The organism is Cypionkella sp. PAMC25878, assembly GCF_058135695.1.
In genome coordinates this window covers 3798652-3824936 of sequence record NZ_CM176871.1, presented here as the reverse complement: position 1 = coordinate 3824936, position 26285 = coordinate 3798652, and the positions used below count along the sequence as shown (strand labels likewise).

The following is a 26285-nucleotide window of genomic DNA, read 5'->3' as shown; positions in this document are numbered from 1 at the left end:
CGATCCTATCCGTTTGTGGAACATAACGGGCAGGGCCGCAAGGGCAAGGGATCACGCGATTTCCGTTCTGCTTCGCTTCTGCGTGAGAAGATGAAACTTATCGGCGTGGGGGCCCGTTGTTAGGATACAATCCCCGGACCTAAGAGGAGAAATGCCATGCGCCGCCGCAGTTTTCTAGCCTCCGTTGCCGCCCTCGCTTTGGCCTCGCCGCTGCGGGCTGAGACGTTTGAAATCACCCTGAGCGAGGCCGAATGGCGGGCCAAGCTGAGCGATATGCAATATCGCGTGCTGCGTGAGGCTGAGACCGAACGGGCGGGGTCAAGTCCGCTGAACGATGAACACCGCAAGGGCACGTTTCTCTGCGCTGGCTGCGATTTGCCGCTGTTTGCGTCTGAGGCGAAGTTTGATAGCGGCACCGGCTGGCCGTCGTTTTTCCAACCGTTGGAGAGGGCGATTGGCACTCAAGACGACAGCAGCCTTTTCGCCACCCGTACCGAGGTACACTGCCGCCGTTGTGGCGGGCATTTGGGCCATGTGTTTGACGATGGGCCGAAACCCACCGGATTGCGCTATTGCATGAACGGGGCGGCGCTGAAATTTGTGCCCGCGTGAGACGGGCGGGGAAATTTCGCGCGGCGTGCAGCGCGTAGGATAGACAGGGCAGGGCTTGCCCGCTACCGATAGGGCCAAGCGGGAAGATGCCCGCGCCCCAGCGGAGTGCCTAAATTGGCCAAACCAGCCTCGCCCCTGACGATTTCCGCCACCGAAACCCTAAAGCGGTTGCTGGATGGCCCACCGGATGCGGCGCGGCTGGAGCAGGCGTTTCGGCATCTGGCGAAGTGGCGGTCAGAGTTGATTTCCAACACTCTGGTCGAACGCTCTGGCACCAAGGTGTTGTCGGGACCGTTCAAGGGCATGGACTATCCGGTGCGGGCCTCGGAAGGCTCGCGTTCCGCGCGACTTTTGGGGGCCTATGAGGCGAGTTTGGCTCCGGTGATTGAGGAGATTGTCACCAAAGCCTATCCTGTGGTGATCGACGTCGGCTCAGCAGAGGGCTATTACGCCGTAGGTCTGGCGCGGCGGTTGCCAAAAGCGCGGGTGCTGGCGCGCGATGCCAATCCGAAAGCGCAGGCTTTGTGTGCCGCACTGGCAGCGGCGAATGGCGTGACGGATCGGGTGGAGATCGGCGGGTTGATGGAGCACGCCGATTTCGACTTGTGCCGCGCGCAGAAAACTCTGGTGATTTGTGATATTGAGGGCGCAGAGGGAGAGTTGCTGGACCCAGTGCGCGCGCGCGGTCTGCGGGCCGCCGATATTCTGGTCGAGTCGCACGATTGTCTGCGCCATGGCATCAGTCATCTGATCGTCGAACGGTTCAAGGCCACCCATCATATCCGGGTGATCGGGCGGCGGCTGGACGATTCCGGTTTGCCGGACTGGATGGAGGCGCTGAGCGACCTGGATCGGTTGGTGGCGCTGTGGGAGTGGCGCTCGGGCCCGACGCCGTGGCTGTGGATGGTGAAGAAATGAGTGAGGCAGCACGAAACGCCGCGATCTGGTATGCACAGGATGGCTTTGACCCCACAGCCAAGGGGATCAATGGGCGGCGGGTGGCGGGGGAATCTTTCCTCAAGGGCTTTTTGCGTCATGCGGATGTCGATGAATTCGTGCTGCTGTCGCATGGCGCGGGGGAAATCGAACCCGTCAAGGCTTTGGCGGCAAACTTGCGCCCGGGAAAAGCTGTGCGTCACGCGCCGTTGTTGCGGCCTGCCAGCATCGCCCCCGTGCAGACGGTGTTTTTCCCCAGCCCGAATTACATCACGGAAAGCTGGCGTCGTGCACCTTACGGCACGGGAGCGTGGTCGATTTGCGGCATTACCCACACCACCTCGACCCATGCGGTGATGCAGGGGTTCTTTGATCTGCGGATGGCACCTGTGACCGCATGGGATGCAGTGATTTGCACCAGCCAGTCGGTGCTGGCCTCGGTCAGCTATCAGATGGACCGGATTGACGACCACATCCGCGCGCATCTGAAAGCCACGCCGCCCCCCCGCCCGATGCTGCCGGTGATCCCCTTGGGCGTGCATTGCGCCGATTTCGCGCCAGATGCGGCGGCGGGTGCGGCTTTGCGCGCGAAGCTTGGGGCAGGGCCAGAGGATGTGGTGTTCACCACCATCGCCCGGCTGACCCCGCATGAGAAATTCGACCCGCTGCCGATTTATCTTGCCATGCAAGCGGCGCAGCGGCAACTGCCGGGGCAAAAGCTGTTCGTGGCGTTTTGTGGCCAGTTCCGCGATGATTATTCGCGAAAGGTGTTCACGGAAGGTGCGGCGAAACTGATGCCGGATGTCGGTTTCGCCCTGCTGGATGGGGCATCGGCCGATGACCGCAAGGCGGCTTTGTCCGGCGCGGATGTGTTCATGTTCCTGATTGATAACATTCAGGAAACCTTTGGCTTGGCTCCGTTGGAGGGCATGGCGGCGGGGCTGCCGCTGCTGGTGTCTGACTGGGATGGCATGAAAGATACCGTCTCTAATGATGTCGGCTTCCGCATCACCACCCGCACCCTGCCGGGGCAGTATTACGCGCAAGAGGCTTTGCGCTATCAGGGCGGCACTGACAGCTATGTGCAGTATTGCGCCTCAACCTCGGCGCTGACCGAGCTGGATTTGCCCGAACTGACGGCGCGGATTTTGCAACTGTCGCGCGATCCGGATCTGCGCCGCCGCATGGGCGCCGCTGGCAAAGCGCGGGTGCAGGCCATGTATGATTGGGCGCAGGTGGTGCCGCAGATGCAAGCACTTTGGGGCGAGCAGGATGCGCGTCGCAAGGCTGGCACCGCACAATCGCTGCGCTACAAGGCCGACGTGCTGCCGATTGCGCCCTCGCCGATGCATCTGTTCGGCAGCTATCCGACCGAGCAAGTCACCTTTGAGAAAACCCGGCTGGTGCTGGCCGACCCGACCGGGCGGCCCAGCCTGACCGATGTTTTGGCTACCCGGAATTATCAGGGGCTCAAGCGCGTATTTGCCGCCCCCGACCATATCGCGCAAGTGCTGCGAGCGGTGATTGCGGCGGGACCTGCGGGCTGTGATTTGGCGCAGTTAGAGGCCGGATCGGGGCTGAAAGGTGCGCCCGTTGAGCGGATTGCGATCTGGCTTTTGAAATATGGCTTCGTGCGACGGGCGTAGAGCCCGCCGTCACTCCTTAAAGTAACGGCTGTCTTTGATCTGATCCCAAGCCCAAACCACTTCCTGCAAGCGGTCCTCATCCGAGCGGTCGCCGCCGTTCATGTCCGGATGAAGATCCTTCACCAAGCCTTTGTATTGCTTGCGAATCTCCGTCTTCGTCCAAGTATCGCGGGCATCCAGAATCTCCACTGCTTTACGCTCGGTTGCGGGCAGTTTGCGGGTGGCGTTTGAGGTCGGTTTGCCGGGGTTGCGGGTGGCGTTGTCGCCCAGCAGTGACATAGGGTCATCGACGCCAACACGGTGCCAAGCGTTGCCGTCGTCTTTCTTGCTGAACGGTTTTGTTTCGCGTTCCCACAGACGGTCTTTTTCCAGCAGTTTCTGGAATTCTTCATCCGTGGCATTGCCAAAGAAATTCCATTTCAGGTTATATTCGCGGATGTGATCGCGGCAGAACCAGAAAAACTCGTCCAAGTGATCAGGCGATTTGGGCGCGCGGTAAGCCCCCTTATCTTTGCAGCCGGGAAAGTCGCAGGCCTTGTTCGAGGTTTCAAACGCCCCCGACATGCCCCGGCGCGTGGTTTTGCGCTTGGCTTTGTCTGACGAGACGCGGATATCAAACTCAAATGGCGGACGAGTGGACATGCAGAGGCCTTTCCGAACTGAAGGCAAGACATTAGAGGTTTGAGCGGCAGATAGAAGGGGCAAAGGCGAAAAATGAGCATTGAGAGTGAGTTGATTGCGCGGTTGACGATCACTTTTTCACCAAGCCGGCTGGAGGTGGTCAATGAAAGCCACAAACATGCGGGCCATGGCGGCGATGATGGCTCGGGCGAGAGCCATTTTGCGGTGCTGATCCGGGCGGATGCACTGGCCGCTCTAAGCCGGGTGGCGCGGCATCGGGCGGTGCAAAAGGCACTGGGCGATTTGAACCAGCGCATTCACGCGCTGGCTTTGGATATTGGCTGAGCTTTGGTTTCACCGCCTGCTCGTCGCTCCCTTGCGGCCCCTTTTCGCTGAAGCGAAGAAAGCCGCAAGGCTTGATGAGCCGCCCGTCAGCCGCGCGCCTTCAACTGCAGGCGGCGGGCGTGCAGCACGGGTTCGGTGTAGCCCGAGGGCTGTTCACGCCCCTTGAACACCAGATCGCAGGCGGCTTGATAGGCGATGCCGTCAAAGCCGGGGGCCATTGGATGATAGGCGGGGTCGCCCGCGTTTTGGCGATCAACAACGGCGGCCATTTTTCGCATTGCGGCATCGACTTGGGCTTCCGAGACGATGCCGTGATGAAGCCAGTTGGCGATGTGTTGCGCGGAAATCCGGCAGGTGGCGCGGTCTTCCATCAGGCCGATGTCATTGATGTCAGGTACTTTTGAGCAGCCGACGCCCTGATCAATCCAGCGCACCACATAGCCCAAAATTCCCTGAGCGTTGTTCTCGACCTCCCGCAGCATTTGCGCCTCGGTCCATTTTTGATAGGTCGCCAGCGGAATTTCCAGCACGGTTTCGACATAGCCTCGCCGCCCGCCTGCTTTCAGCTTGGCCTGAACGGCGGCCACGTCAACCTTATGATAATGCAGCACATGTAGCGTGGCTGCCGTCGGAGAAGGCACCCAAGCGCAACTGGCCCCGGCCTTGGGGTGTTCGATCTTCTGCTCCAACATCGCTGCCATCAGATCGGGTGCCGCCCACATGCCTTTGCCGATCTGGGCGCGACCTTGCAGGCCACATTCCAAACCAATATCGACGTTCTGGTTCTCATACGCGCCGATCCACGATTTGCGCTTGATGAAGTCTTTGCGGCTAAACGCGCCAGCTTCCATCGAGGTGTGAATCTCATCGCCCGTGCGGTCCAGAAAGCCGGTGTTGATGAAGGCGAGACGGTGGCGGGCAGCACGGATGCATGCCTTCAGGTTGACCGAGGTGCGGCGTTCTTCATCCATCACGCCGAGTTTGACGGTGTTCGCGGGCAGACCTAGGATGGATTCAATCTTACTAAAACACTGATCGGCAAAGGCAACCTCCTCTGGTCCGTGCATCTTGGGTTTGACGACATAGACCGAGCCACATTGCGAGTTGCGCAACCCTTCGGTCTTTTTCAGATCATGCATGGCGATCAAGCTGGTGATCAGCCCGTCCATCAGTCCCTCAAAAATCTCGGACCCATCGGGCAGCAGAATCGCCGGATTGGTCATCAGATGGCCGACATTGCGGATCCACAATAGCGCGCGGCCTTTCACGGTCAGCGTGCCACCATCGGGCGCGGTAAAGATGCGGTCGGGGTTCAACGTGCGGGTGATTTTCCGGCTACCTTTATCAAGGTCAGCCGTCAAGGTGCCCTGCATCAGCCCCAGCCAGTTGGCATAGGCGAGGGTTTTATCCTCACCATCGACGCAGGCCACCGAATCCTCGCAATCCATGATCGCCGACAGCGCGGATTCCAGCACCACATCGGCGAGTTGTGCCTGATCGCGGCTGCCGATCGGGTGGGCGCGGTCGAACACCAACTCGACATGCAACCCATTGTTAACCAACAACACCGAGTCCGGGGCTTTCGGATTACCCTTGTAGCCCGCGAATTTTGCAGGATTCGCCAGTGGCAGATCATCGACCAGCAGCGCACCGTTGGAGACATAATAGCGCCGCACATCGGCGTGGCTGGTGCCTTGGATCGGAAAGGCCTCGTCCAGAAATACCCGCGCGCGGGCCACGACACGGGCGCCACGACCGCGGTCATAACCGCCAGCGGGCGCAGGGCTTCCCATCGCATCGGTGCCATACAGCGCGTCATAAAGGCTGCCCCAGCGCGCATTGGCAGCGTTCAAAGCGTAGCGGGCATTGGTGATTGGCACCACCAACTGCGGGCCAGAAATGCGAGCGATTTCGGCATCCACATTTTCGGTGTCGATCTGAAAATCATCACCCTCTGGCAGCAAATAGCCGATTTCGCTTAGGAAATCCTTATACGCGACCGGATCATGCGGGGCGTTGCGGTGGCTGTGGTGCCAGCGGTCGATCTGGGATTGCAGCGTTTCGCGCTTCGCCAGCAACGTGCGGTTCACAGCCCCTTCGGTTTGGGCCAGATCGGCCATGCCCGCCCAAAACTGATCCGCCGAGACCCCAGTGCCCGGCAGGGCATGCGTTTCAAGGAAATCCGCCAGAACCTGATCCACCTGCAAACCGTGCCGTGTGACGCGCGTAACCATCGGACCCTCGCTAATTGGCTTTCTCTAGCCGATAGCAGAAATGCTGCGGCTGGGAAAGTTTTGTGGGCCGAGATTTTCTCGGAAAAGGCGAAAACACTTTTCGGGAATGCATGGCAATGGCAGGATTTCGCGTAATGCTTAGTGATATAGCTAAGTTTATCTTTGCGTTCTGCCAGAGGCATGTTAGTTAGCCATATGGCTAAACATGATCCCGACCTTTCGCTGATTTTTCAGGCTTTGTCCGACCCGACCCGGCGCGGATTTCTGGCGCGCTTGGGCCAAGGGGCGGTTCCGGTCTCGGAACTGGCGCGCCCGACGGGTTTGGCTCTGCCGACGGTGATGCGCCACCTTGGCGTACTGGAAGACGCCGCCCTGATCCGTACCGAAAAGACCGGGCGCACCCGGATGTGCCATGCCCGCCCGGAAACTTTGGCCGCCACCGAAGGCTGGCTGGCCGATCAACGCGCTTTGTGGGAGGCGCGGACTGACCGTTTGGAAGCTTACGTTGCTGAATTAATGAAGGAATCCTGAAGATGACGCCCGACTCCAAGCTTGAATTGAACCCCGAAACCGATCTGGTGCTGGTGCGCGAGATCAATGCGCCGCGCGAAATCCTATATACCTGCTGGACCACGCCCGAGCATCTGGTGCATTGGTTCGTGCCGAAACCGCATAAGGTCACGGCTTGCGCCTTGGACGTGCGGCCCGGCGGCAAGTGCAACACCACCTTCGATGTGGATGGCACCGAGATGGAAAACAACGGGGTTTACCTTGAGGTGATCCCGAATGAAAAGCTGGTGTTCACAGATACTTATACCGAAGGCTGGAAGCCTAATCCCGAACCCTTCATGACCGCGATCCTGACCTTTGAAGATATTGGCAATGGCCGCACCCGCTATACGGCGGTGGCGCGGCATCGCAACAAAGAGACGGCGGAAAGCCACAGGCAGATGGGGTTTTATGACGGCTGGGGCACGGTGGTGACGCAGTTGGAGGAATATGCGCAGGGGTTGAAATGATGGACGATCGCACCATGGTCATCGAGCGGGTGATCAAGGCTCCGGTTGCAGTGGTCTGGGGCGCTTGGGTCAATCCCGCCAGCCTGCCGCAATGGTGGGGACCGGATGGATTTTCCTGCCGCACCACCCGGATTGATCTGCGCACGGGGGGCGAGTGGGTGTTCGACATGATCGGCCCAGATGGCAAGGTGTATCCCAACCATCACCTGTATGTGTTGATCCAGCCCCAAAGTCGGATCGAATACACATTGCTGTGGGGCGAGAACGGGCCGAAACACGCGGATGCTTCGGTTGATCTGATCGAGGTGGAGGGCCAGACCAAGGTGACGATGCGGATGGTGTTCATCACCCCGGAAGAATGTGCGCAGGCCAAAGGCTTCGGGGCCGAGGCGCTGGGGCTTCAGACATTGGGCAAGCTCGCCAAAGCGGTCGGCGCGCATTAATCAGGCCCGGGGGCTGCGCTGCGGCCCCCTTTGGTTTTATGGCAGGCGTCAGAGCAGTATTTCACCTGATCCCAAGTCTTTTCCCAAGCCTTGCGCCAGACCATAGGACGGCCGCAGGCGGCGCAGATTTTGACGGGCAGATCAGATTTCTTGCGCATTTTTGGCATTAGAGGTCAAGACTGAGCTGGCCGTGACTGGGCTGCACGCGTTTGGGCGCGCGGGAGGCGTGACGCTCGATAATCTCAACAACTTCGGCGCGGGCAACGGGTTTGCGACGCATCCCCCAGACCGCCTCGCGCGCGTCGCGTTGCGCGGTGGTGACATCGACAATCGGCTCGGGATAGCGGCGGCCCAAGATACGTCCAGCCCCTGACCACCGCCAAGGGGCTTGCAGATAAGCATCTGGAACGGCTGATAATTCGGGAATCCACCGACGCGTGAACGCGCCCGTTGGGTCTTGATCGAATCCCTGTTTCACCGGGTTATAGATGCGCGGCGTGTTGATGCCCGTGGTGCCCGATTGCATCTGCACCTGCGGCCAGTGGATGCCGGGTTCATAATCGGTAAACCTGCGGGCAAGCACCGCCCCCGTCACCCGCCAATCCAGCCACAGGTGATATGACGCACAGGCCATCACCATGGCGCGGGCGCGGAAATTCAGCCAGCCGGTGGCCGAGAGGTAGCGCAGGCAGGCATCCAGAAACGGCAGGCCGGTTTCGCCATTCTCCCAAGCGTGAAGTCGGGCCGGATCGCTGCTGCGGCGCAGCAATTCGGCAGACGATTGCAGGCAGCGGGTCTCGATATTCGGTTGATCTTCCAGCTTTTGGATGAAGTGATCGCGCCATGCCAGGCGCGCCTGAAAGCTGCTGAGCGCTCCCCCCCAGCGCCCGCCGGGGTATTCGGCTGCGCGGGTTTGCGTGGCCTGCACCACCTCGCGCAGCGACAGGCTGCCGAGGGCGATGTGCGGGGAAAGTCGCGAGCATGCACGCTCGGCGGTCAAGGGCGAGGACATCGCCGAGCGGTAGGGTGCGCCGCGGTGAGTGAGGAAAGAGTCGAGAAGATCAATGCCTTGCACCCGCCCCCCGAGTTGGCGATGCGCGCATTTATCCTCGGTCAACCGCAGGGCGCGGGCGGTGGGGATCAGGCCGGGTTCCAACCCCGGCAGGGCGTTCAGGGCGGTGGTTTCAAGTTGCGCTGCAGCCATGAAGGTGTCGCGACGGCTTTGCCACTGATCACGGCTGGCAAGGCGACGGATCACACCGGATTGTGGCACCTCATCCCAGATGATGCCCGCGCTGCGCGCCCATGTCGAGATGCGACGGTCGCGGGCATAGGTGAAGGCATTGCCGGTTTCCTCATGCGACACGATGCGTGTGATGTTGTGCTGGCGGCACAGCCGTTCCAGCACGTGCTGCGCATCCCCGACGCGTACAAGCAGCGGGGCACCAAGTTCGCCAAGTTGACCGCGTAAATCTTCCAGACATTCTGCCGTGAACGCCCATTGTCGGGCAGAGGTGTCGGGCAGCGCCCAGTAATCCGGCTCGACAATGTACAGCGGCAACACCGCCCCCAGCCCCGCCGCATGGGTCAGGGCGGGGTGGTCATGGGCGCGCAGATCGCGTTTGAACCAAATGAGAACATTCATGGAACATAGAGATAGCGGAGGAATTGGCGCTGTAAAGGGAGGACGCGGGGGAGGGAGGGGTGTGCATTGGTTTAATACGCTGAAATCATGAATACTTTCGGATATGTCATCAGTATTTTATGCGTCTGATTTCTGCACATACGCTCTATGGCGGGTTGGGATTGGGCATCGGCGTTAACCCTAGGTCGCGAATCGGGGGGGTGGGGACGTGGCGCAGAATGAAAAGGAAGTGGCCAAAGGCTAATCGGAAAGCATGCACTCATGTCTGGATATTTTGGCCAATGTGAAAGCATGAGAGGGCGCGCTTGGCTCTTGCGCCTCCCCGACGATTGCGAAACCTTGGCGCAAAGGAGACCACCATGCCTGCAGATGATCCACGCACCATTCACTTGGCCGACTACCAACCCTACAGCCATCTGCTTGATCGGGTGGAGTTGACGTTCAAGCTGCATCCAACGGCCACGCGGGTTTTGGCCCGGCTGCATTTGGCCCCCAATCCGGCGGCGCGGGCAGGGCAGGATTTGCGGCTGGATGGCGAGGGGCTGCGGCTAATGTCTTGCGTGGTGGATGGCAGGGCGGTGCAGGCGAGCCTCGATGCAACCGGATTGACGCTGGCGGCGGCCTTGCTGCCTGCGGGCGCGTTCGTGCTGGAAACCGAGGTCGAAATCGCACCCGAGGGCAACACTGCGCTGGAGGGGCTTTATATGTCGAAAGGCATGTATTGCACCCAATGCGAGGCGGAGGGCTTTCGCAAGATCACCTATTACCCTGACCGCCCCGATGTGATGGCGCGGTTTCATGTGCGGATTGAAAGCGATTTGCCGGTGCTTCTCTCGAATGGCAATCCGGTGGGGCAGGGCGCGGGATGGGCGGAGTGGGATGATCCCTGGCCGAAGCCCAGCTATCTGTTTGCGCTGGTGGCGGGGGATTTGCGTGCGCATCCTGGAGCATTTACCACGATGGAGGGGCGGGATGTGGGCCTGAATATCTGGGTACGGCCAGGGGATGAGGGGCGTTGTGCTTGGGGGATGCAGGCCCTGAAAGCCTCGATGGCTTGGGATGAGCGGGTCTATGGGCGCGCCTACGACTTGGACATTTTCAACATTGTTGCCGTCGATGACTTCAATATGGGCGCGATGGAGAACAAAGGGTTGAACATTTTCAACTCTAAGGCCGTGCTGGCCAGCCCCGAAACCGCGACGGATGATGACTTTGCGCGGGTAGAAGCGATCATCGCGCATGAGTATTTTCACAACTGGACCGGCAATCGCATCACCTGCCGGGATTGGTTTCAACTCTGCCTGAAAGAAGGGCTGACGGTGTTTCGCGATCAGCAGTTCTCGGGCGATCTGCGCAGCCATGCGGTGAAGCGCATTGAAGATGTGCTGATGCTGCGGGCGCGGCAGTTCCGCGAGGATGGCGGCCCCTTGGCGCATGCGGTGCGGCCTGACAGCTTTGTTGAGATCAACAATTTCTACACCGCGACGGTCTATGAAAAGGGCGCCGAGGTGATCAGGATGCTGAAACGCCTCGTCGGTGATGCCGATTATGCGCGCGCGCTGGATCTGTATTTTGACCGCCATGATGGGCAGGCGGCGACGATTGAGGATTGGCTGACGGTGTTTGAAGACACTACTGGCCGCGATTTGAGCCAGTTCAAGCGCTGGTATACCGAGGCCGGGACGCCTCGGTTGACCGTGAGCGAAGATTGGGCGGATGGCACCTATACGCTGACCTTGGCGCAGGAAAATCCGGCCACGCCGGGGCAGGCGCAAAAGGGCGCGAAGGTGATCCCGGTCGCGGTGGGGCTGTTGAACCCGAACGGTGATGAGGTGGTGCCGACGACGGTGCTGGAACTAACCGAGGCCAAGCAAAGCTTTGCGTTCAAGGGCTTGGCCTCGCGCCCAGTGGCGTCGATCTTGCGGGGGTTTTCGGCTCCGGTGATCTTGGAACGCAGCGTGCCTGCGGCAGAACGGGCGTTTTTGCTCGCACACGACACCGATCCGTTCAATCGTTGGGAGGCCGGGCGCAGTCTTGCCAAAGATGTGCTGGCACGGATGATCGTCGATGGGGCCGCGCCGGGGGCAGATCTGCTGGATGGGCTGGCGCGACTGGCGTTTGATGAAAGCTTAGACCCGGCATTCCGGGCGCTGTGTTTGCGGCTGCCGGGGGAAGACGACATGGCGGCGACTTTGTACGCCGCTGGCCATGTGCCTGATCCAGCACAAATTTATCTGGAACGGCGGGCGTTGCAGCAGGCTTTGGCGCAGCGCTTGGCGTCTGGGTTGCCGGGGTTGGAACTGGCGTGCCGGGTGCCGGGAGCGTTCTCGCCGGATGCGGCGGCTGCGGGCAAGCGGGCGCTGCGCTTGGTGGCCTTGGGGCTACTGGCGCGGCTAGATGACGGGACAGGCGCGCGGGCGGCTTATGCCTCGGCGGACAATATGACCGAGAGTTTCGGCAGTTTGGCGATTTTGCTGGATATTGGCACCGGAGGAGCCGAACTCGCGGATTTCGCCGCCAAATGGCAGGGCGACAGGCTGGTTTTGGACAAATGGTTCGCGGTGCAGGTCGCGGCGGCGGACCCCGAAGCGGTGGCGGATGTGGTGCGGCGCTTGACGGCGCGCCCCGATTTCGACTGGAAAAACCCCAACCGCTTCCGCGCGGTGATTGGCGCGCTGTCGGCCAATCACGCAGGTTTCCATCATGCCGCTGGCGAGGGTTACGCCCTGCTTGCCGATTGGCTGATCAAGCTGGACCCCCTGAACCCGCAAACCGGCTCGCGGATGTCAACGGCGTTTGAATCTTGGCCACGCTATGATGCCGACCGTCAAGCGCTGATGCGCGGCGCGTTGCAGCGGATCATGGCAGCACCGGGGCTGTCGCGCGATCTGTCTGAAATGGTCGGTCGGATGCTAGGTTAGGCCCGCTTGACCTCTCATAAGCCATTCGGCAATCTGCAGAAATAGCCACGATGGAGTGATAAGTGCCGTTTGTTCTTGGTTTGGTGGGTATCATCGTGGCCGCTTATTTCTGGTCAGTGCGGGCGCGCAACGCCCGCGTGGTGGCCGAGGATCTGGTCGGCATGGCAGGCGATGTGATGATCGCCGCGCTGCGCTTCGGTTTTCGGCAGCGGGCAAAGATCCATCCTGTCGAGGCGCTCGACGATGCCGATGCGGCCATCGCTGCGGTGGGGATCGCGTTTCTGGAACTGGGCGGCTTGCCCCCGGTCGAGCAGCAAAATGCGCTGATCCGCAGTCTGCAAAGCCATCTGGGGCAGGGTCATGATCAGGCGCAAGAGGCGGTTATTCTGGGCCGCTGGCTGGTCAGTGAATGTGGCGGCGCGCAGGCCGGGTTTGATCGCTTGGCGCGCAGGCTTTACAAATTGCGCGGCCATGCCGGGTTTGAGCCTTTGATGCTGGTTTTGCGCGATGTGGGGCAGGCGGCGGGCAATCGTCACCACGGCAATCTGAGGCGCTGGCGCAGCTATCCTCGGTGTTCCGGCTGCGTCAGGTTAAAGACAAAACCCCTTAGCCGCGATCTTTCTGCGATTGTGAGGCGGCTGCGCGTTTGACTGGCATCGCGCAATACGCCTGTTTGCCTGTCCATGCCGCGATATCGGCGCGCACCTTGGCCTTGCTCATCGGGCCCCAATCGCGGGCCACGCCCCGGTTGCCCTTGCCCGAAACCATGCCATCGCGGCCAACTTGCCGGGCGATGATCTTCACCGCACAGTCGAGATTGGCAGCCCCGCTTTTCAATTCTTTCCCGGTATTCGCCTCACAGCGATAGGCATTGGCGGTCTGGGTCGAAATCTGCATTAGCCCGAAATAACGCCCGGCCCCTGCGGCCTTCGCGTTATAGCCGCTTTCGTATTTCGCCACCGCCGACATCACGCCCACCCAAAACGCGCGGCGGTCGTCCATCGAGGCGCTCTCGTAGCCGGGGCACCATGTCTGAATATCATCGGGAACTTGGGCTGCCAATTTGCTGTCGTATTTCTCAACCGAGACCAGCGCCGCATTGGTCCAGCTTGCCGCTTCGGGGACGTGATCCCAGCGCATTTTTGGCAAAACCTCGGCCATCAGGGCCGGAGCGAAGCCGAAAAACAACAGGGAGAAAGCCGCGCCGAAGAGGGAAGTGATCCGCATTAGTCCGTCACAAGTTGCGCCGCACCAGCATGGCGACCTACCGCGTATCGGGGCGAATCGGGCATCCGGCAAGTTTTGCGAGCGTGTGTCGGCCAATATCGGCAGGTTTCCGCCCGCGCCACCCTTGCAGCAACCGCCCCGCCTGCCTAAACAGGGGGCGAAAACCACGGAGACCCGCCATGCTTGATCTGACTTATGAAGCGCCGAAACCGAAGCTGATAGCGGGCGTCAAGCATGATTGGGAGCTGGTGATTGGCATGGAAATCCATGCGCAGGTGTCGTCCAACTCCAAGCTGTTCTCGGGGGCTTCAACCCAAGTGGGGGCCGAGCCGAACTCCAACGTCGCCTTCGTTGACGCCGCGATGCCGGGGATGCTGCCGGTGATCAACGCGTTTTGCATTGAGCAAGCCGTGCGCACCGGCTTGGGGCTGAAGGCACAGATCAACCTGCGCTCGGCCTTTGACCGCAAGAATTATTTCTACCCCGATTTGCCGCAGGGCTATCAGATTTCGCAACTTTATCACCCCATTGTGGGCGAGGGCGAAGTGTTGGTTGAACTGTCGCCGGGCGTGGCGCGTCTGGTGCGGGTCGAGCGGATTCACCTTGAACAAGACGCAGGCAAGTCGATCCATGACATGGACCCGACAATGTCTTTCGTCGATTTCAACCGCACCGGCGTGGCGCTGATGGAAATTGTCAGCCGCCCCGATATTCGTGGCCCGGAAGAAGCTGCCGCCTATGTCGTTAAGCTGCGCCAGATCCTGCGCTACCTCGGCACTTGCGACGGCAACATGCAGAACGGGAATTTGAGGGCCGATGTGAACGTCTCGGTCTGCCGGGTTGGCCAGTATGAGAAATACCAAGCCAGCCAAGACTTTAGCCATCTCGGCACCCGCTGTGAGATCAAGAATATGAACTCGATGAAGTTCATCCAACTGGCGATTGACTATGAGGCCCGCCGCCAGATTGCGATTTTGGAGGATGGCGGTTCGGTCACGCAGGAAACCCGGCTCTATGATCCCGACAAGAACGAAACCCGGTCGATGCGCAGCAAGGAAGAAGCGCATGACTACCGCTATTTCCCTTGCCCCGACCTGCTGCCTCTGGAGATTGAGCAGGCATGGGTCGATGACATTGCGGCCGCGATGCCGGAACTCCCCGATGCCAAGAAAGCCCGCTTCATGGGCGATTTCGGCCTGACCGATTACGACGCCAATGTGCTGACCGCCGATCTGGAAAGCGCTGGCTTCTTCGAGGCTGTGGCGCAGGGCCGCGATGGCAAGCAGGCGGCGAACTGGGTGATCAACGAGCTGTTTGGCCGTTTGAACAAAGAGGGCAAGGCGATCACTGACAGCCCGGTGTCCACCGCGCAACTCGGTGGTGTGCTGGATCTGATCGCCAAAGGCACGATCAGCGGCAAGATGGCCAAGGATTTGTTCGAGATCATCTGGACGGAGGGCGGCGATCCGGCGGAAGTCGCGGCAGCGCACGGGATGCAACAAGTCACCGATACCGGTGCGATTGAGGCGGCTTTGGATGCGCTGATCGCGGCGAACCCCGATCAAGTGGAAAAGGCCCGCGTCAATGCCAAACTGGCGGGGTGGTTCACCGGGCAAGTGCTGAAATCGACCGGGGGCAAGGCCAATCCGGCTGTGGTCAACGCGATGGTGGCGCAAAAACTCGGACTCTGAGCCTCGGCTTTATGATTCGTGCGGTCGGGCACAACCAAGCGGTATTTCTTCTAGACATCTAACGCCTCCAATTTATATTGATATCAATCTAAATTGGAGGCCAGCATGACCGCGACCCTGTTTTACTCGCGCAATCCCAACCCGCGGCTTGCCGTGGCCGTCGCGCGGCATCTGAATTCGGATGTGGTGTTTGAATTTGCCTCGCCGTTTAGCCCGGCGCAGAGCGCGAAATTTCGCGCCCTGAACCCCAGTTTGCGCATCCCGATCTTGCTGGAAAACGGCCATTCTTTGTGGGAAGCGGACGCAATCGCCTGCCGTCTTTCAATGCAGGCAGGATCAGATTTTTGGCGAATGGGCGATGAGATGCCCGAGATGATCCGCTGGATTTCTTGGGGTAAAGCCTATTTCGTGCAGGCCTGCGACGTGGTGCATTTCGAGCGCGGCACCAAGCAGCGCTACGGTTTTGGCCCGATTGACCCGGCGGTGCTGGTGCAGGGCTTGGCGGATTTTAACGAACATGCAGCACAACTCGATGCGCATCTGGTTGGCCGGGATTACCTGCTCGACAGCGGCCTAAGCTATGCCGATTTCCGCATGGCAAGCTATCTCGCGTTCAATGATGTGGCTGACTTACCAATGGCGGATTACCCGCAGATTGACGCCTGGTATCGGCGGATTGCCGCGCTGCCTGCTTGGGCTGATCCCTTCGCGGGGCTGGATGCACCAGAGTTGCCGCCGATTGCGGGCAAGGGCTAGCAGACTTTGCGCAAATGCCCACTGCATCTTGTGCTGTGGCGAAATCCGCGCGCGGTTGGCAGAATGTCCTTTCTGTGATTGGCCTTACCCGGCGTTGTTCGTATTATGCCACCCATATCTTCAGGAGCGACCCGATGCAGCGTTACGAATACAAAGTGATTCCCGCCCCTCGCCGGGGCGAAAAATCGCGCGGGGTCAAAACCATTGAAGACCGCTTTGCGCTGACCTTGACGCTTGTGATGAACGATTTGGGCCGTGACGGCTGGGACTATGTCCGCGCCGATACGCTGCCCGTTGACGAGCGGGCAGGCTTCACGGGTGGGACGAAAACCACCTTCCAGAACGTGCTGGTGTTTCGCCGTCTGATCGAGGCTGAGGCCTCGACGGCGCGACCTCTGCTGGCCGTGGAGGAAATCTCCGCCGTGCCGCGTTTGGGCCCGGCTGAGGTGCCTGTAGGCCCGGCTCCGGCTTTGGGGCCAGCGAATGGCCTGGCACCTGCCGCACCCGGCTTGGCGGCTGAGTGATCAATCTGCGGCTTTAATGGCCTCTGGCAAGGCGGCTTCAAAGGCCGCGAGGGCGGCCTCATCGCCCAGACTGACGCGGATGCAGCGGTCCAGCGGGGCCACCCCCGGCATCCGCACAAAAATGCCGCGCGACAGAAGTTCGGCGAGGACCCGGCGGGCGTAATCGCCGTCGCGGCCACAATCCATCGTGATGAAATTGGTGGCCGAGGGCAGCGGGATCAAGCCGTTGGCGCGGGCGATGCCGTTCAGGCGGGCGCGGGCGGTGGCGACCTTGGCGCGGATTTCGGCCAGGTAGGCTTGATCCTGCAAGGCGGCTAAAGCCCCCGCTTGTGCCACGCGGCCCAGCCCAAAATGGTTGCGAACCTTATCGAAGGCGATAGCCAGCGGGGCCGAGGTGATCGCGTAACCGACCCGCAGGCCTGCGAGGCCGTGGGCTTTCGAAAACGTCCGGAAGCGGATCAGGTTGGGTGTGTCGGCGGGGATTTCTGGTGCGGTGCCTTCCGGGGCAAGGTCGATATAGGCTTCATCCAGCACCAGCAGGGTCTCAGAGGGCAGGTTTGCGAGAAGGTCTTTGATCGCAGTTCCGGGGTGGTGGCTGCCCATCGGATTGTCGGGATTGGCGAGGTAGAGCATGCGGGCTTGGGTTTGCCGCGCCAGATCCAGTAGGGCCTGCGGGTCTTCGTGGTCAGCCCTATAGGGCGCGCGATGCAGGCTGCCGCCGTAGCCTGCGACGTGGAAGTTAAAGGTGGGATAGGCGCCGAGGCTGGTCACCACGGGGGTACCGGGTTCAACGATCAGGCGGGCGAGGTAGCCGAGCAGGCCGTCGATGCCTTCTCCGGCGACGATGTTTTCGGGGGCGCAGCCGTGATGTTGGGCGAGGGCGGCTTTGAGAGCGTGGACCTCGGGGTCCCCGTACATCCAGGCTTCCGAGTCCGCTTTTTGCATGGCTTTGATTGCGGCGGGGGAGGGGCCGAAGATCGACTCGTTCGCTCCGAGGCGGGCGATGAAAGGGTGGCCTTGGCGGCGCTCTTGCGTCTCGGGTCCGGTGAAGGGGACGGTGGAGGGCAGGGAGGTGGCGAGCGGGGTGAGGATGGGGGCTTTCATAGCCGGGATTTGGGGGGATTTTTGCGGGGCTGGCAAGGGGGATTTGGCGATGGAGGGGGATGGTCCCAACTCGGGACCAAAAAATGTTTTGTATTATCAGACGGTTGGGGTGGTCACGTTAAGGGATTTTTAATGATTTGCTGACGATTGGTGGGTTTCAGCCACCCTACCGCAGAAATTTGCGGCGGGCTTCTTCTGCGATGGCTTGGCGCATTTCGATCTCGGCGAGTTTCGCCATGGCAGCTTTGCGCTGTGCCTCATCACTCAGGGAGGCGAGATGGGCGCGTTGTTCGGCGGCTTGCTTTTTCAGGGTGATTTCTTCGGGCAGAACGCCGGCTTCGGCCATGATGCGGAAGCCTACGGCATCGCCCGCACTGACAAAGGCATCGCCGGGGCGGTCGGGCAGGGGCTGACCTTCGCCCTTCAGGCCCTGAAGTTCGCCCTTGGCGCGGGCCTTGGCGATTTGGCGTTCTGCGAGTTTGTTGAGCCAGGACATCGGGGCCTCCATCCTGGAAAATGTAGGCGCTTGGGTGGAATGTGGAAAGGGGGGCTTTGCGCCCCCCTTGAACCCCCTGCAGGATATTTGAGCGCAGAGGATGACCTTAGCCGAGTTCTGCCAGACGTTTCAGCGCGGTTTGCAGTTTGGCGGCTTCGTCCTCGCGCGCGGCGAGGTTGGCGCGGGCTTCATCGACCACGTCTTCGGGGGCGGAGGCTGCGAAGTTGGGGTTGTTCAGGCGACCTTTCAGACCACCGATTTCCTTTGCCAGTTTGTCCATGGTCTTGGTCAGGCGGGCTTTTTCCTCGGCAATGTCGATCAGGCCCGCCAGCGGGATGCTGAGGCTGGCACCTTCGACCGCGACAGAGATGGAGCCTTTCGGGGCGGGGCCTTCGGTGAGGGTGTCGATGCGGGCCATGCGTTTGATCAGCGCCTCATTCCGCGCCCAAGCGGTGCGGGCGGCGGGGGAGAGGTCGGTCGCGACCAGATCGCATTTCAGACCTACGGGGACGTGGACCTGCGCGCGCGCGGAGCGGATTTCTTCGATCAGGGCGGTGACGAAGCCCATTTCGGTGGCGGCGTCCGTGTTGATCAGATCTGCGCCGTAGGTCGGCCAATCGGTGTGGACCAGCAGTTTGGCGCGGGTTCCGGTGGTGGACCACAGGTCTTCGGTGATGAAGGGCATCATTGGGTGCAGCAGAATCATGCTCTGATCCAGCACCCATGCCATTGTGGCGCGGGTTTCGGGCGCTTCGGGGCCGTCGAACAAGGGTTTGGCGAATTCGACATACCAGTCGCAGACCTTGCCCCAGACGAATTTATAGAGCGCGTCGGCGGCGTTGTCGAAGCGGTAGTCTTTCAGGGCGGCGTTGACTTCGGCCAGTGCTTTGGCGGTTTCGCCGATGATCCAGCGGTTCGCGGTGGCGGTGGCTTTGGGAGCTTCGGTTTGGGTCGCGTGCCCCTCCCACACGCCGTTCATTTCGGCGAAACGGCAGGCATTCCACAGCTTGGTGCCGAAGTTGCGGTAGCCTGCGATGCGGGCGGTGTCGAGTTTCAACACGCCTCCAAGGCTCGCCATCGCGGCGTTGGAGAAGCGCAGGGCGTCGGCACCGAACTCGTCGATGATCTCCAGCGGGTCGATGACGTTGCCGAGGGATTTCGACATTTTCTTACCCTTGGCGTCACGGACAAGACCGTGCAGGTAGACGGTTTTGAACGGCACTTCATCCACCACGGCCAGCTGCATCATCATCATGCGGGCGACCCAGAAGAAGATGATATCGGCCCCGGTGATCAGGGTCGAGGTGGGGAAATATTTTTGCAGTTCAGGCGTTTGCTCGGGCCAGCCAAGGGTGCCGATCGGCCAGAGGCCGGAGGAGAACCATGTGTCGAGCACGTCGGGATCGCGGTAGATGGGGTAGAGAATAATGTCACTGTCGGTCTGCTTACGCAGCAGAGCAATGGCTTCGTCGCGGCTTTGAACCACGGTAAAACCAGCGATTGTGTGGTTGCTCCCGGTGCCAGTGACCCGAAGTTCGGCGGCTTGGATATACTTTGAAACCTGCTCAACCGCCGTTTCTTGAGACGGCGCGCAGAAGGAATGCGTTGCAAAATCCGTTTTGCCAGCAAGCACGTCGATGCCCAATGGTAGTTTTGGGTTTAGCCCCGCCGCTGAGAGGTCAGTCAGGTCCGGCCCATACCAAACCGGAATCTGGTGGCCCCACCACAACTGCCGCGAGATGCACCAAGGCTCGATATTCTCCAGCCAGTGGAAATAGGTTTTCTCGCCCGATTCCGGGATGATTTTGGTGGCACCCGAGCGCACGGCATCCAGCGCGGGGCCGACGATTTTGGCGGTATCTACGAACCATTGGTCGGTCAGCATCGGCTCGATCACCACCTTGGAGCGGTCGCCGAAGGGCTGCATGATCTTTTTCGCCTCGACAAACGGCTCTCGCGTCAGGTGTTCAGAGCCGGTTTCGGGGTCGATTTCTGAGTGCAGGGTCGAGACGCAGAGGCCAAGCGCGTTGATGTCGGCGATGACTTGTTTGCGGGCCTCGAACCGATCCAGCCCACGGTATTTTTCGGGCACGAGGTTGAGGGCATCGACTTCATTTTCGGCCGTAGGCGAACCCGCCGCGATTTCGCGCGCGCGCTTCACCGCGTCGGCATAGGGGGCACCGTCGGCGCGCATCTGGGCGCGGGTGTCCATCAGGCGATACATCGGCAGGGTGTTGCGCTTGGCGACCTGATAGTCGTTGAAATCATGCGCGCCGGTGATTTTCACCGCGCCCGAGCCGAAGCTGGGGTCGGGGTATTCATCGGCGATGATCGGGATCAGACGGTCGCAGAGCGGCAGGTGGACCATCTTGCCGATGATGGATTGGTAGCGCGCGTCAGAGGGGTGCACGGCCACAGCGCCGTCGCCGAGCATGGTTTCGGGACGGGTGGTGGCGATGGAGATGTAGTTGCGCATCTCGCGCAGGATTATAGTGCCGTCTTCGTCTTTCTCAATATATTCATAGGTTTGCTTGTCGGCCAGAATATATTTGAAATGCCACATATGGCCTGCGACCTCGATATTCTCGACCTCAAGATCGGAAATTGCGGTTTCAAAATGCGGGTCCCAGTTGACCAGACGCTTGCCGCGATAGATCAGGCCCTTGTTGTACATATCCACGAACACCTTGATCACGGCGTCGTGGAAATTGCCATCCTCGCCTCCGGGCGCACCGGGGGCGCCGGACATGGTGAACGCTTCGCGGTCCCAATCGCAGGAGGCGCCAAGGCGTTGCAGCTGCCCGATGATGGTGCCGCGCGATTTGACCTTTTGCTGCCAGACCCGGGCGAGGAATTTTTCGCGCCCCATGGTGCGGCGGTTGGGTTCTTGATGCAGGGCCATATCGCGCTCGGTCACCATTTGGGTGGCGATGCCGGCGTGGTCGGTGCCGACCTGCCAAAGCGTGTCATGGCCTTGCATACGGTGCCAGCGGATCAGGATATCCTGCAGCGTGTTGTTAAGGGCATGGCCCATGTGCAAGGAGCCGGTGACGTTCGGCGGCGGGATCATGATGGAAAACGCTTCCGCGCCTGGCTTGGCATTCGCGCCGGCGCGGCCGACCTTTTGGTCGATCCACAGCGCGGATATCCGGGCCTCGGCCTCGGCGGGGGAGAAGGTCTTTTCCATGGGCATTTTGGGCATCCTTAAAGCACTGGCTTGCCATACATAATCAAGCGGACAAGGCCAAGCGCCAGATGGCTTGCTGTTTTGAAAATACTCCCGCGCGGCGCGCTTCTCTTGCAACCCAAAGCGCAGCACTTGTCGGCATATGGCGGCAGCGCGGCTGAGAGGGGGCTCGATGCCCCCCGAGGCCGCCCCTGTTTCAGGTCAAGCCGGACCCACCAGCGCAAAACCTGCGCCGCTGGGGTCGGTGCAGTGGATAATGAACGCGCCGCCGGGGACTTCGGCGGGGCCGTGCAGCACTTGGCCGCCGGCGGCTTTGACGGCCTCAACTGCCGCGTTCACCGACGGGATGCCGAAATACACCGTCCATGCTGCCGGGCCTGCTTTGCCCGCCTCGGTGAAGATGCCGCCGATGTCCTGGCCGTCGCGGTTGATCACGGTATAGACCATATCTGGCCCCATCTGCATCGCACGGGTTTGCGCCCAACCGAACAGCGTGCCGTAGAAAGCCAGAGCGACTGCGCTGTCGGGGGTGGCGAGGTCGTGCCAGTTGCCATGGCCGGATTTCTTCTGATCAAACGCGCCGCCTGCCGTGCCATCTGCCATCGGCTGCGGTTGGAGGATGCCGAATGGAGCCCCCTGCGGATCAATCAGCACCGAAAACCGTCCGGTGCCGGGAATATCGGTGGGCGGCACCACCACGCTTGCGCCCAAGGCCTTGGCCTTTGCCACCGTGGCATCGGCATCATCGACGGCGGTGTAAGCGGTCCAAGCCACCGGCATACCGGGATCTGGCGCAAACAGCCCTGCCACCATAGCGCCATCGCGCGAGGCCAGCAGATAGGTCATCCCCGGCATCCCGCTGTCGGCCCATGTCCAGCCCAGAAGGCCCGCGTAGAAACCCTTGACGGTATCAAGATCGGGGCTGGCCAGTTCGTACCAGCAGGGCAGACCGTGAAAGGACATCGGAACCTCCGTTGATTGTTTGATATCAATGTAAATGTATTTTCCACTTCGGTGCAATCTAATTCCCCACTCAGCGTGGCGGATGCTCGAAAACCTGCCAATCCGAACGGGTGGTGATTGTTCTGGCGGGCTGTAGGGGCGTGGCTTAGGTTGTGACGAGTGCGGCTTGGAGTTGGACAAGAGGCGTGGTGCTGGGTTTGCCCAAGACTGATGTGGAGCGTTTGCGGCGGCGGTTCAGCCTTCTGAAGGCAGGCCTGTTTGGCGTGGCGGTCTTGGCTGTGACGATATTTCTGACCACAGGCAATGTGATCCGCGATCTGCGCACGGGCTGGGCGTTACAGTTTGACGGTGAGGACGCGACTGGACAGGTCACGGGGTTAAGGACGCAAGCCAAGACTTGTGAAAGCCGGTCAGGACGCTACCCCTGCTATGACTTGTTTGTTGCCTATGCGTTTAGCATAGAAGGGCAGCGCTTTGACGGTGAGAATTTGGTGGCCCATACCCTGTTTCAATCTTTGTCAAAGGGCGACCCCATTGCGCTGCGCTATGCCAAAGATGACCCGCATCTTTCCGCGATCACTATTTTTGGCGAGCACCGTGGGCTGCGCGCATTTGGGTATTGTGTGTTGTTCTTGGTGGCTATGGTGCTTTTGCTCGCAGCGCTATCCAGCAAGATAGAGGCTTCGTATCGCATGAGCTATCTGCGCAAAGTGGGGGTGCGACGCTCTGCTGTGGTGATCTATCATGCCAATGGACTCGGCTTTTCTGATGGCAGTTTCTCCAGCATCGTCTGGCAAGACGAGAAGGGTGCCGCAGGACAAAGTCGGATGATGAGAGCCCGCTTGCCGAATCTGGGTTCAACGATCACCGTTTACGCTGATCCAGAGGAGAAATTGCCCGCCATATGGGACGGCGAGTTTGGCAAACGCTAAACCGCCCTGTCCAGCCTTGTGCTGAGATGGATGAGGCTTTCCGACGATTTCACCCCGGTCAGCGCCCCGATCTGGTCCAGCACCTGATCCAGCAGTTGCGTATTGCTGGCTGCGATTTGCAGCAGCAGATCAAAGCGGCCCGAGGTGGTGAACACCCGCTCCACCTCGCCTATGCCCTTGAGGCGGGTGAGAATGGCAGCCTGAGAGCGCGGCTCGATGGTCAGCAAAACGCTGGCCCGCAGGCGGCCTTGGCGGGCGGCTTCGCCGAGTTTCAGCGTGTAGCCGGCGATGACGCCGGATGTCTCCAACCGCTCCAGCCGGGCCTGAATGGTGGAGCGTGCCACCTTCAAACGCCGCGCCAAAGTCGCCACCGACATGCGTGCATCCGCCCCCAGCAGGGTCAGAATGTTGCGATCCAGCTCATCCATACAATATGTATCCTTTTTTGGTTATTATAACGAAGAAATCCAACAGTTATATAGTTTTGTTCGGTGAAGTTGTACCGCATATGCGGCATCCTAAGTTGCAGGAAAAGGGCGGCTCATACGCACCTGGCCTGGTTGGAAAACCTTGCTGGTGCCCGTGCCTTGGCCATTGATTTGGCGGCAACGAAAGGGGACTCGCATCTTGTTGGCAGAAAGGAATACGCCGATGGGACTGTCCAAAACGATCTGGACCAATCCGACCGAATATCTGCGCAATCAGCAGCCGGAGAATCCCGTGCTGTTCTTTGCACCGCAGGCTGTCCAAGCGGTTGCCCGTAAATTTCTTGATGGATTTCCGGGGCTTGTGACCTATGCGGTCAAATCGAACCCCGGTGAGGAAGTCATCGAAAACCTGATCGCCGCGGGCGTCAAAGGGTTTGACTGCGCCTCGCCGTTTGAGATCGACCTGATCCGGCGCTTGGCGCCCGATGCGGCGATCCATTACAATAACCCCGTGCGTTCGCGTGCCGAGATCGCCCATGCGGTGGCGCGGAAGGTGAAATCCTACTCGGTTGATTCGGCGAGCGAATTGGCCAAGTTGATTGAGATGGTGCCGACCGACAACTGTGAGATTTCGGTGCGCTTCAAGCTGCCGGTGGCGGGCGCTGCCTATAACTTCGGCGCGAAGTTTGGCGCGACCGAGGATGTGGCGGTTGAGTTGCTGAAAGTGGTGGCGGCTGCGGGCTATATCGCCTCGATCACCTTCCATCCCGGCACGCAATGCACCGATCCGGCGGCTTGGGCATCGTATATCCGTGAAGCTGCGGTGATTGCGAAGCGTGCTGGCGTGAAGATCGCGCGGCTGAATGTTGGCGGCGGTTTTCCGAACCATCGGGCTGAGGGCGTGTTGCCGCAGTTGGATGAGACCTTCGCCACCATTGACCGGGTGGCGACTGAGGCTTTTGGCGCCGAGCGCCCGATGCTGATCTGCGAGCCGGGGCGTGCGATGTGCGGCGATGCGTTCACGCTGGCGGCTAAGGTCAAGGCCGTGCGCGACGATATGCATGTGTTCCTGAACGACGGTGTCTATGGCTCGCTGTTTGAGCTGGGCCAGATCGGCATCATCGACCGGATCGCGGTGCTCTCGCCGGAAGGGCAGCGCCGCACGGGGGCGATCCTGCCGCGGATTTGCTTCGGGCCGACCTGCGATTCGGTGGATCGGCTGCCCGGCGATGTGCCGTTCCCGGCCGATATTGCCGAGGGTGATTATGTCATCGTGCATGGCATGGGGGCCTATTCGACGGTGACCAACAGCCGCTTCAACGGCTTTGGCGAATTGGGCATGGTGACGGTGCTGTCACAAAAGCTTTAACTTCGCCGTAATCTCGTTAACCTACGCTCTCGGCAGGGAAACTTGCCGAGAGCGTTTTGGTTTTTTGGGGTTACAGGAGGCGGCACTGTCGCTGTTCAACCGGATCAGACATTGGTGGCGCGGTCATCCGACCGTTGAGACCGAACCCGCAGCACCACCGCCACCGGGGCGCAAGCGCGGGGTGGTGGATCATGTGATCATTCTGGATGGCACCCTTTCGTCGCTCGACGATGGGCAGGAGGGAAATTGTGGATTGATTTTCAAGCTGTTGACCGAAAATGGCCACTCTGCGCATCGCACGGTGTATTACGAGCCGGGTATCCAGTGGCAAGGTTGGCGGCATGGAATGAATCTTGTGCAGGGGCGCGGCATCAACCGCCAGATCCGCCGCGCTTATGGTTGGCTCGCCAGTCGCTACCGCGAGGGCGACCGGATTTACCTGATCGGCTATTCGCGCGGGGCGTTTGCCGTGCGATCTTTGGCGGGGGTTATCGACCGGGTCGGGCTTTTGAAACGCGAATATGCCACCGAGCGCGGCGTGACCTTGGCCTATCGCCACTACCGCCTCGACAGCCATCCTCGGGCCAGTCAGGCGTTCTCGCACCGGTTTTGCCATCTGGAGGCGCCGATCCAGATGGTCGGGGTGTTTGACACGGTGAAAGCTTTGGGGCTGCGCTTGCCGCTGTTGTGGATGCTGACCGAGCAGCAGCACCAGTTTCACAACCACCATCTGGGCAGTTCCATTCGGCATGGATTTCATGCGCTGGCGATGGATGAAACCCGCGCGGTGTTCGAGCCGGTGCTCTGGGAATGTCCGCCGGGTTGGGAAAGTGATGTGCAACAGATGTGGTTTCGCGGCGCGCATGGCGATATTGGCGGCATGATCGGCGATGATCTGGCGGCCCGACCTTTGGCGAATATCCCGCTGGTCTGGATGCTGGAACGAGCAGAAAGCGTTGGATTGGCCCTGCCGGAGGGCTGGCGGGCGCGGTTTCCCTGCGATGCGAACGCCCCGATGGTGGGCACGATGCGCGGCTGGGGGATGTGGTTTCTGCTGCGCCACCGCCGCGCGATCGGGCGCGATCCATCCGAGCAGGTGCATCCTTCGGCGCAGCAGCCAAGGCGGGCGGGTTGGCTGCCGTGGCCACTGGCGCGCGGGCGATAAGCGGTTTGCCTTTGCCGCCGT

General features: G+C 60.6%; 25 protein-coding genes. 15 read left to right on the top strand and 10 right to left on the bottom strand.

Annotated elements, in window-relative coordinates; all coding sequences use genetic code 11:
- Positions 1-156 precede the first annotated feature (156 nt).
- The 3 genes from msrB (at position 157) to ACS5RD_RS18780 (ending at position 3194) form a co-directional block, all read left to right on the top strand.
- A complete protein-coding gene (gene msrB / locus ACS5RD_RS18790) occupies positions 157-612 on the top strand; it encodes a peptide-methionine (R)-S-oxide reductase MsrB (protein ID WP_489928652.1) in 456 nt (151 codons plus the stop codon).
- Between the two features lie 114 nt (positions 613-726).
- Positions 727-1530 (top strand): class I SAM-dependent methyltransferase, encoded by an 804-nt coding sequence (locus tag ACS5RD_RS18785; protein WP_489928651.1) that lies wholly within the window; start codon positions 727-729, stop codon positions 1528-1530.
- The gene (locus ACS5RD_RS18780) at positions 1527-3194 is read left to right on the top strand and encodes a glycosyltransferase family 4 protein (RefSeq protein ID WP_489928650.1); all 1668 of its coding nucleotides are present in this window, start codon (positions 1527-1529) and stop codon (positions 3192-3194) included. Before ACS5RD_RS18785 ends, ACS5RD_RS18780 begins: the two co-directional genes overlap by 4 nt.
- A gap of 9 nt (positions 3195-3203) precedes the next feature.
- On the opposite strand, the gene ACS5RD_RS18775 is transcribed toward ACS5RD_RS18780, so the two are convergent.
- Positions 3204-3836, bottom strand: a complete 633-nt coding sequence (locus ACS5RD_RS18775) for a DnaJ domain-containing protein (RefSeq protein ID WP_054007940.1) — start codon at positions 3834-3836, stop codon at positions 3204-3206.
- Positions 3837-3908: 72 nt separating this feature from the next.
- Between ACS5RD_RS18775 and ACS5RD_RS18770 the strand changes: the two genes are divergently transcribed.
- Complete coding sequence (locus ACS5RD_RS18770; protein WP_054007939.1) at positions 3909-4160, top strand: BolA family protein; 252 nt, start codon at positions 3909-3911, stop codon at positions 4158-4160.
- 86 nt (positions 4161-4246) lie between these two features.
- Here ACS5RD_RS18770 and ACS5RD_RS18765 read toward each other — a convergent pair whose 3' ends face one another.
- The gene (locus ACS5RD_RS18765; protein WP_489928649.1) at positions 4247-6394 is read right to left on the bottom strand and encodes a malate synthase G; all 2148 of its coding nucleotides are present in this window, start codon (positions 6392-6394) and stop codon (positions 4247-4249) included.
- A 195-nt stretch (positions 6395-6589) separates the two neighbouring features.
- Between ACS5RD_RS18765 and ACS5RD_RS18760 the strand changes: the two genes are divergently transcribed.
- Genes ACS5RD_RS18760 through ACS5RD_RS18750 form a run of 3 tightly spaced genes read left to right on the top strand, consistent with a single transcriptional unit; the run spans position 6590 to position 7856 of the window.
- Positions 6590-6925, top strand: coding sequence for an ArsR/SmtB family transcription factor (locus ACS5RD_RS18760; RefSeq protein ID WP_426034484.1), 336 nt, complete (start codon positions 6590-6592; stop codon positions 6923-6925).
- Between the two features lie 2 nt (positions 6926-6927).
- A complete protein-coding gene (locus ACS5RD_RS18755; RefSeq protein WP_489928648.1) occupies positions 6928-7413 on the top strand; it encodes an SRPBCC family protein in 486 nt (161 codons plus the stop codon).
- A complete protein-coding gene (locus ACS5RD_RS18750) occupies positions 7413-7856 on the top strand; it encodes an SRPBCC domain-containing protein (protein WP_489928647.1) in 444 nt (147 codons plus the stop codon). The genes ACS5RD_RS18755 and ACS5RD_RS18750 overlap by 1 nt, the downstream gene beginning before the upstream one ends.
- Here ACS5RD_RS18750 and ACS5RD_RS18745 read toward each other — a convergent pair.
- Together ACS5RD_RS18745 and ACS5RD_RS18740 are read right to left on the bottom strand one after the other, a co-directional pair.
- Positions 7853-8014 (bottom strand): DUF2256 domain-containing protein, encoded by a 162-nt coding sequence (locus tag ACS5RD_RS18745; protein ID WP_489928646.1) that lies wholly within the window; start codon positions 8012-8014, stop codon positions 7853-7855. The two genes, ACS5RD_RS18750 and ACS5RD_RS18745, sit on opposite strands and share 4 nt — an antisense overlap.
- A gap of 8 nt (positions 8015-8022) precedes the next feature.
- The gene (locus tag ACS5RD_RS18740; RefSeq protein WP_489928645.1) at positions 8023-9501 is read right to left on the bottom strand and encodes an FAD-binding domain-containing protein; all 1479 of its coding nucleotides are present in this window, start codon (positions 9499-9501) and stop codon (positions 8023-8025) included.
- A gap of 359 nt (positions 9502-9860) precedes the next feature.
- Here ACS5RD_RS18740 and pepN point away from each other — a divergent pair, with 359 nt between their 5' ends.
- Positions 9861-12422 (top strand): aminopeptidase N, encoded by a 2562-nt coding sequence (gene pepN, locus ACS5RD_RS18735; RefSeq protein ID WP_489928644.1) that lies wholly within the window; start codon positions 9861-9863, stop codon positions 12420-12422.
- 62 nt (positions 12423-12484) lie between these two features.
- The gene (locus tag ACS5RD_RS18730) at positions 12485-13072 is read left to right on the top strand and encodes a hypothetical protein (protein WP_489928643.1); all 588 of its coding nucleotides are present in this window, start codon (positions 12485-12487) and stop codon (positions 13070-13072) included.
- On the opposite strand, the gene ACS5RD_RS18725 is transcribed toward ACS5RD_RS18730, so the two are convergent.
- A complete protein-coding gene (locus ACS5RD_RS18725; protein WP_054007931.1) occupies positions 13029-13649 on the bottom strand; it encodes a transglycosylase SLT domain-containing protein in 621 nt (206 codons plus the stop codon). The genes ACS5RD_RS18730 and ACS5RD_RS18725 overlap by 44 nt on opposite strands.
- Positions 13650-13828: 179 nt before the next feature.
- Between ACS5RD_RS18725 and gatB the strand changes: the two genes are divergently transcribed.
- From gatB to ACS5RD_RS18710, 3 genes are all read left to right on the top strand, one after another.
- Positions 13829-15340, top strand: a complete 1512-nt coding sequence (gatB, locus tag ACS5RD_RS18720) for an Asp-tRNA(Asn)/Glu-tRNA(Gln) amidotransferase subunit GatB (RefSeq protein WP_489928642.1) — start codon at positions 13829-13831, stop codon at positions 15338-15340.
- Between the two features lie 105 nt (positions 15341-15445).
- Entirely contained in the window at positions 15446-16096 is a 651-nt protein-coding gene (locus ACS5RD_RS18715) for a glutathione S-transferase family protein (protein ID WP_489928641.1), read from the top strand.
- Between the two features lie 134 nt (positions 16097-16230).
- A complete protein-coding gene (locus ACS5RD_RS18710; protein ID WP_489928640.1) occupies positions 16231-16620 on the top strand; it encodes a DUF4177 domain-containing protein in 390 nt (129 codons plus the stop codon).
- Here the strand turns inward: ACS5RD_RS18710 and ACS5RD_RS18705 are convergent, their stop codons facing one another.
- The 4 genes from ACS5RD_RS18705 to ACS5RD_RS18690 form a co-directional block, all read right to left on the bottom strand.
- Positions 16621-17724 carry a pyridoxal phosphate-dependent aminotransferase gene (locus ACS5RD_RS18705; RefSeq protein WP_489928639.1) on the bottom strand — a complete coding sequence of 368 codons (1104 nt, stop codon included), beginning with the start codon at positions 17722-17724 and terminating at the stop codon, positions 16621-16623. It abuts the gene before it with no gap.
- Between the two features lie 166 nt (positions 17725-17890).
- Complete coding sequence (locus tag ACS5RD_RS18700; protein ID WP_235815706.1) at positions 17891-18220, bottom strand: DnaJ family domain-containing protein; 330 nt, start codon at positions 18218-18220, stop codon at positions 17891-17893.
- Positions 18221-18326: 106 nt separating this feature from the next.
- Positions 18327-21413: a valine--tRNA ligase gene (locus tag ACS5RD_RS18695; RefSeq protein ID WP_489928638.1), complete on the bottom strand. Its 3087-nt coding sequence runs from the start codon at positions 21411-21413 to the stop codon at positions 18327-18329.
- A 195-nt stretch (positions 21414-21608) separates the two neighbouring features.
- Entirely contained in the window at positions 21609-22370 is a 762-nt protein-coding gene (locus ACS5RD_RS18690) for a VOC family protein (RefSeq protein ID WP_489928637.1), read from the bottom strand.
- Positions 22371-22558: 188 nt separating this feature from the next.
- Between ACS5RD_RS18690 and ACS5RD_RS18685 the strand changes: the two genes are divergently transcribed.
- A complete protein-coding gene (locus tag ACS5RD_RS18685; protein ID WP_489928636.1) occupies positions 22559-23302 on the top strand; it encodes a hypothetical protein in 744 nt (247 codons plus the stop codon).
- On the opposite strand, the gene ACS5RD_RS18680 is transcribed toward ACS5RD_RS18685, so the two are convergent.
- Positions 23299-23730, bottom strand: coding sequence for an Lrp/AsnC family transcriptional regulator (locus ACS5RD_RS18680; RefSeq protein ID WP_054007924.1), 432 nt, complete (start codon positions 23728-23730; stop codon positions 23299-23301). The genes ACS5RD_RS18685 and ACS5RD_RS18680 overlap by 4 nt on opposite strands.
- A gap of 223 nt (positions 23731-23953) precedes the next feature.
- Between ACS5RD_RS18680 and ACS5RD_RS18675 the strand changes: the two genes are divergently transcribed.
- Together ACS5RD_RS18675 and ACS5RD_RS18670 are read left to right on the top strand one after the other, a co-directional pair.
- Positions 23954-25099: a type III PLP-dependent enzyme gene (locus ACS5RD_RS18675; protein ID WP_489928635.1), complete on the top strand. Its 1146-nt coding sequence runs from the start codon at positions 23954-23956 to the stop codon at positions 25097-25099.
- Positions 25100-25184: 85 nt separating this feature from the next.
- Positions 25185-26264: a T6SS phospholipase effector Tle1-like catalytic domain-containing protein gene (locus ACS5RD_RS18670; RefSeq protein ID WP_054008046.1), complete on the top strand. Its 1080-nt coding sequence runs from the start codon at positions 25185-25187 to the stop codon at positions 26262-26264.
- Positions 26265-26285: the final 21 nt, after the last annotated feature.

Excerpts from the sequence above, each read along its gene's own strand:
- msrB (WP_489928652.1), top strand. The coding sequence starts at position 157 with ATGCGCCGCCGCAGTTTTCTAGCCTCCGTTGCCGCCCTCGCTTTGGCC.
- ACS5RD_RS18780 (WP_489928650.1), top strand. The coding sequence starts at position 1,527 with ATGAGTGAGGCAGCACGAAACGCCGCGATCTGGTATGCACAGGATGGC.
- ACS5RD_RS18775 (WP_054007940.1), bottom strand. The coding sequence starts at position 3,836 with ATGTCCACTCGTCCGCCATTTGAGTTTGATATCCGCGTCTCGTCAGAC.
- ACS5RD_RS18770 (WP_054007939.1), top strand. The coding sequence starts at position 3,909 with ATGAGCATTGAGAGTGAGTTGATTGCGCGGTTGACGATCACTTTTTCA.
- ACS5RD_RS18765 (WP_489928649.1), bottom strand. The coding sequence starts at position 6,394 with ATGGTTACGCGCGTCACACGGCACGGTTTGCAGGTGGATCAGGTTCTG.
- ACS5RD_RS18760 (WP_426034484.1), top strand. The coding sequence starts at position 6,590 with ATGGCTAAACATGATCCCGACCTTTCGCTGATTTTTCAGGCTTTGTCC.
- ACS5RD_RS18755 (WP_489928648.1), top strand. The coding sequence starts at position 6,928 with ATGACGCCCGACTCCAAGCTTGAATTGAACCCCGAAACCGATCTGGTG.
- ACS5RD_RS18750 (WP_489928647.1), top strand. The coding sequence starts at position 7,413 with ATGGACGATCGCACCATGGTCATCGAGCGGGTGATCAAGGCTCCGGTT.
- ACS5RD_RS18745 (WP_489928646.1), bottom strand. The coding sequence starts at position 8,014 with ATGCGCAAGAAATCTGATCTGCCCGTCAAAATCTGCGCCGCCTGCGGC.
- ACS5RD_RS18740 (WP_489928645.1), bottom strand. The coding sequence starts at position 9,501 with ATGAATGTTCTCATTTGGTTCAAACGCGATCTGCGCGCCCATGACCAC.
- pepN (WP_489928644.1), top strand. The coding sequence starts at position 9,861 with ATGCCTGCAGATGATCCACGCACCATTCACTTGGCCGACTACCAACCC.
- ACS5RD_RS18725 (WP_054007931.1), bottom strand. The coding sequence starts at position 13,649 with ATGCGGATCACTTCCCTCTTCGGCGCGGCTTTCTCCCTGTTGTTTTTC.
- gatB (WP_489928642.1), top strand. The coding sequence starts at position 13,829 with ATGCTTGATCTGACTTATGAAGCGCCGAAACCGAAGCTGATAGCGGGC.
- ACS5RD_RS18715 (WP_489928641.1), top strand. The coding sequence starts at position 15,446 with ATGACCGCGACCCTGTTTTACTCGCGCAATCCCAACCCGCGGCTTGCC.
- ACS5RD_RS18710 (WP_489928640.1), top strand. The coding sequence starts at position 16,231 with ATGCAGCGTTACGAATACAAAGTGATTCCCGCCCCTCGCCGGGGCGAA.
- ACS5RD_RS18705 (WP_489928639.1), bottom strand. The coding sequence starts at position 17,724 with ATGAAAGCCCCCATCCTCACCCCGCTCGCCACCTCCCTGCCCTCCACC.
- ACS5RD_RS18700 (WP_235815706.1), bottom strand. The coding sequence starts at position 18,220 with ATGTCCTGGCTCAACAAACTCGCAGAACGCCAAATCGCCAAGGCCCGC.
- ACS5RD_RS18695 (WP_489928638.1), bottom strand. The coding sequence starts at position 21,413 with ATGCCCATGGAAAAGACCTTCTCCCCCGCCGAGGCCGAGGCCCGGATA.
- ACS5RD_RS18690 (WP_489928637.1), bottom strand. The coding sequence starts at position 22,370 with ATGTCCTTTCACGGTCTGCCCTGCTGGTACGAACTGGCCAGCCCCGAT.
- ACS5RD_RS18680 (WP_054007924.1), bottom strand. The coding sequence starts at position 23,730 with ATGGATGAGCTGGATCGCAACATTCTGACCCTGCTGGGGGCGGATGCA.
- ACS5RD_RS18675 (WP_489928635.1), top strand. The coding sequence starts at position 23,954 with ATGGGACTGTCCAAAACGATCTGGACCAATCCGACCGAATATCTGCGC.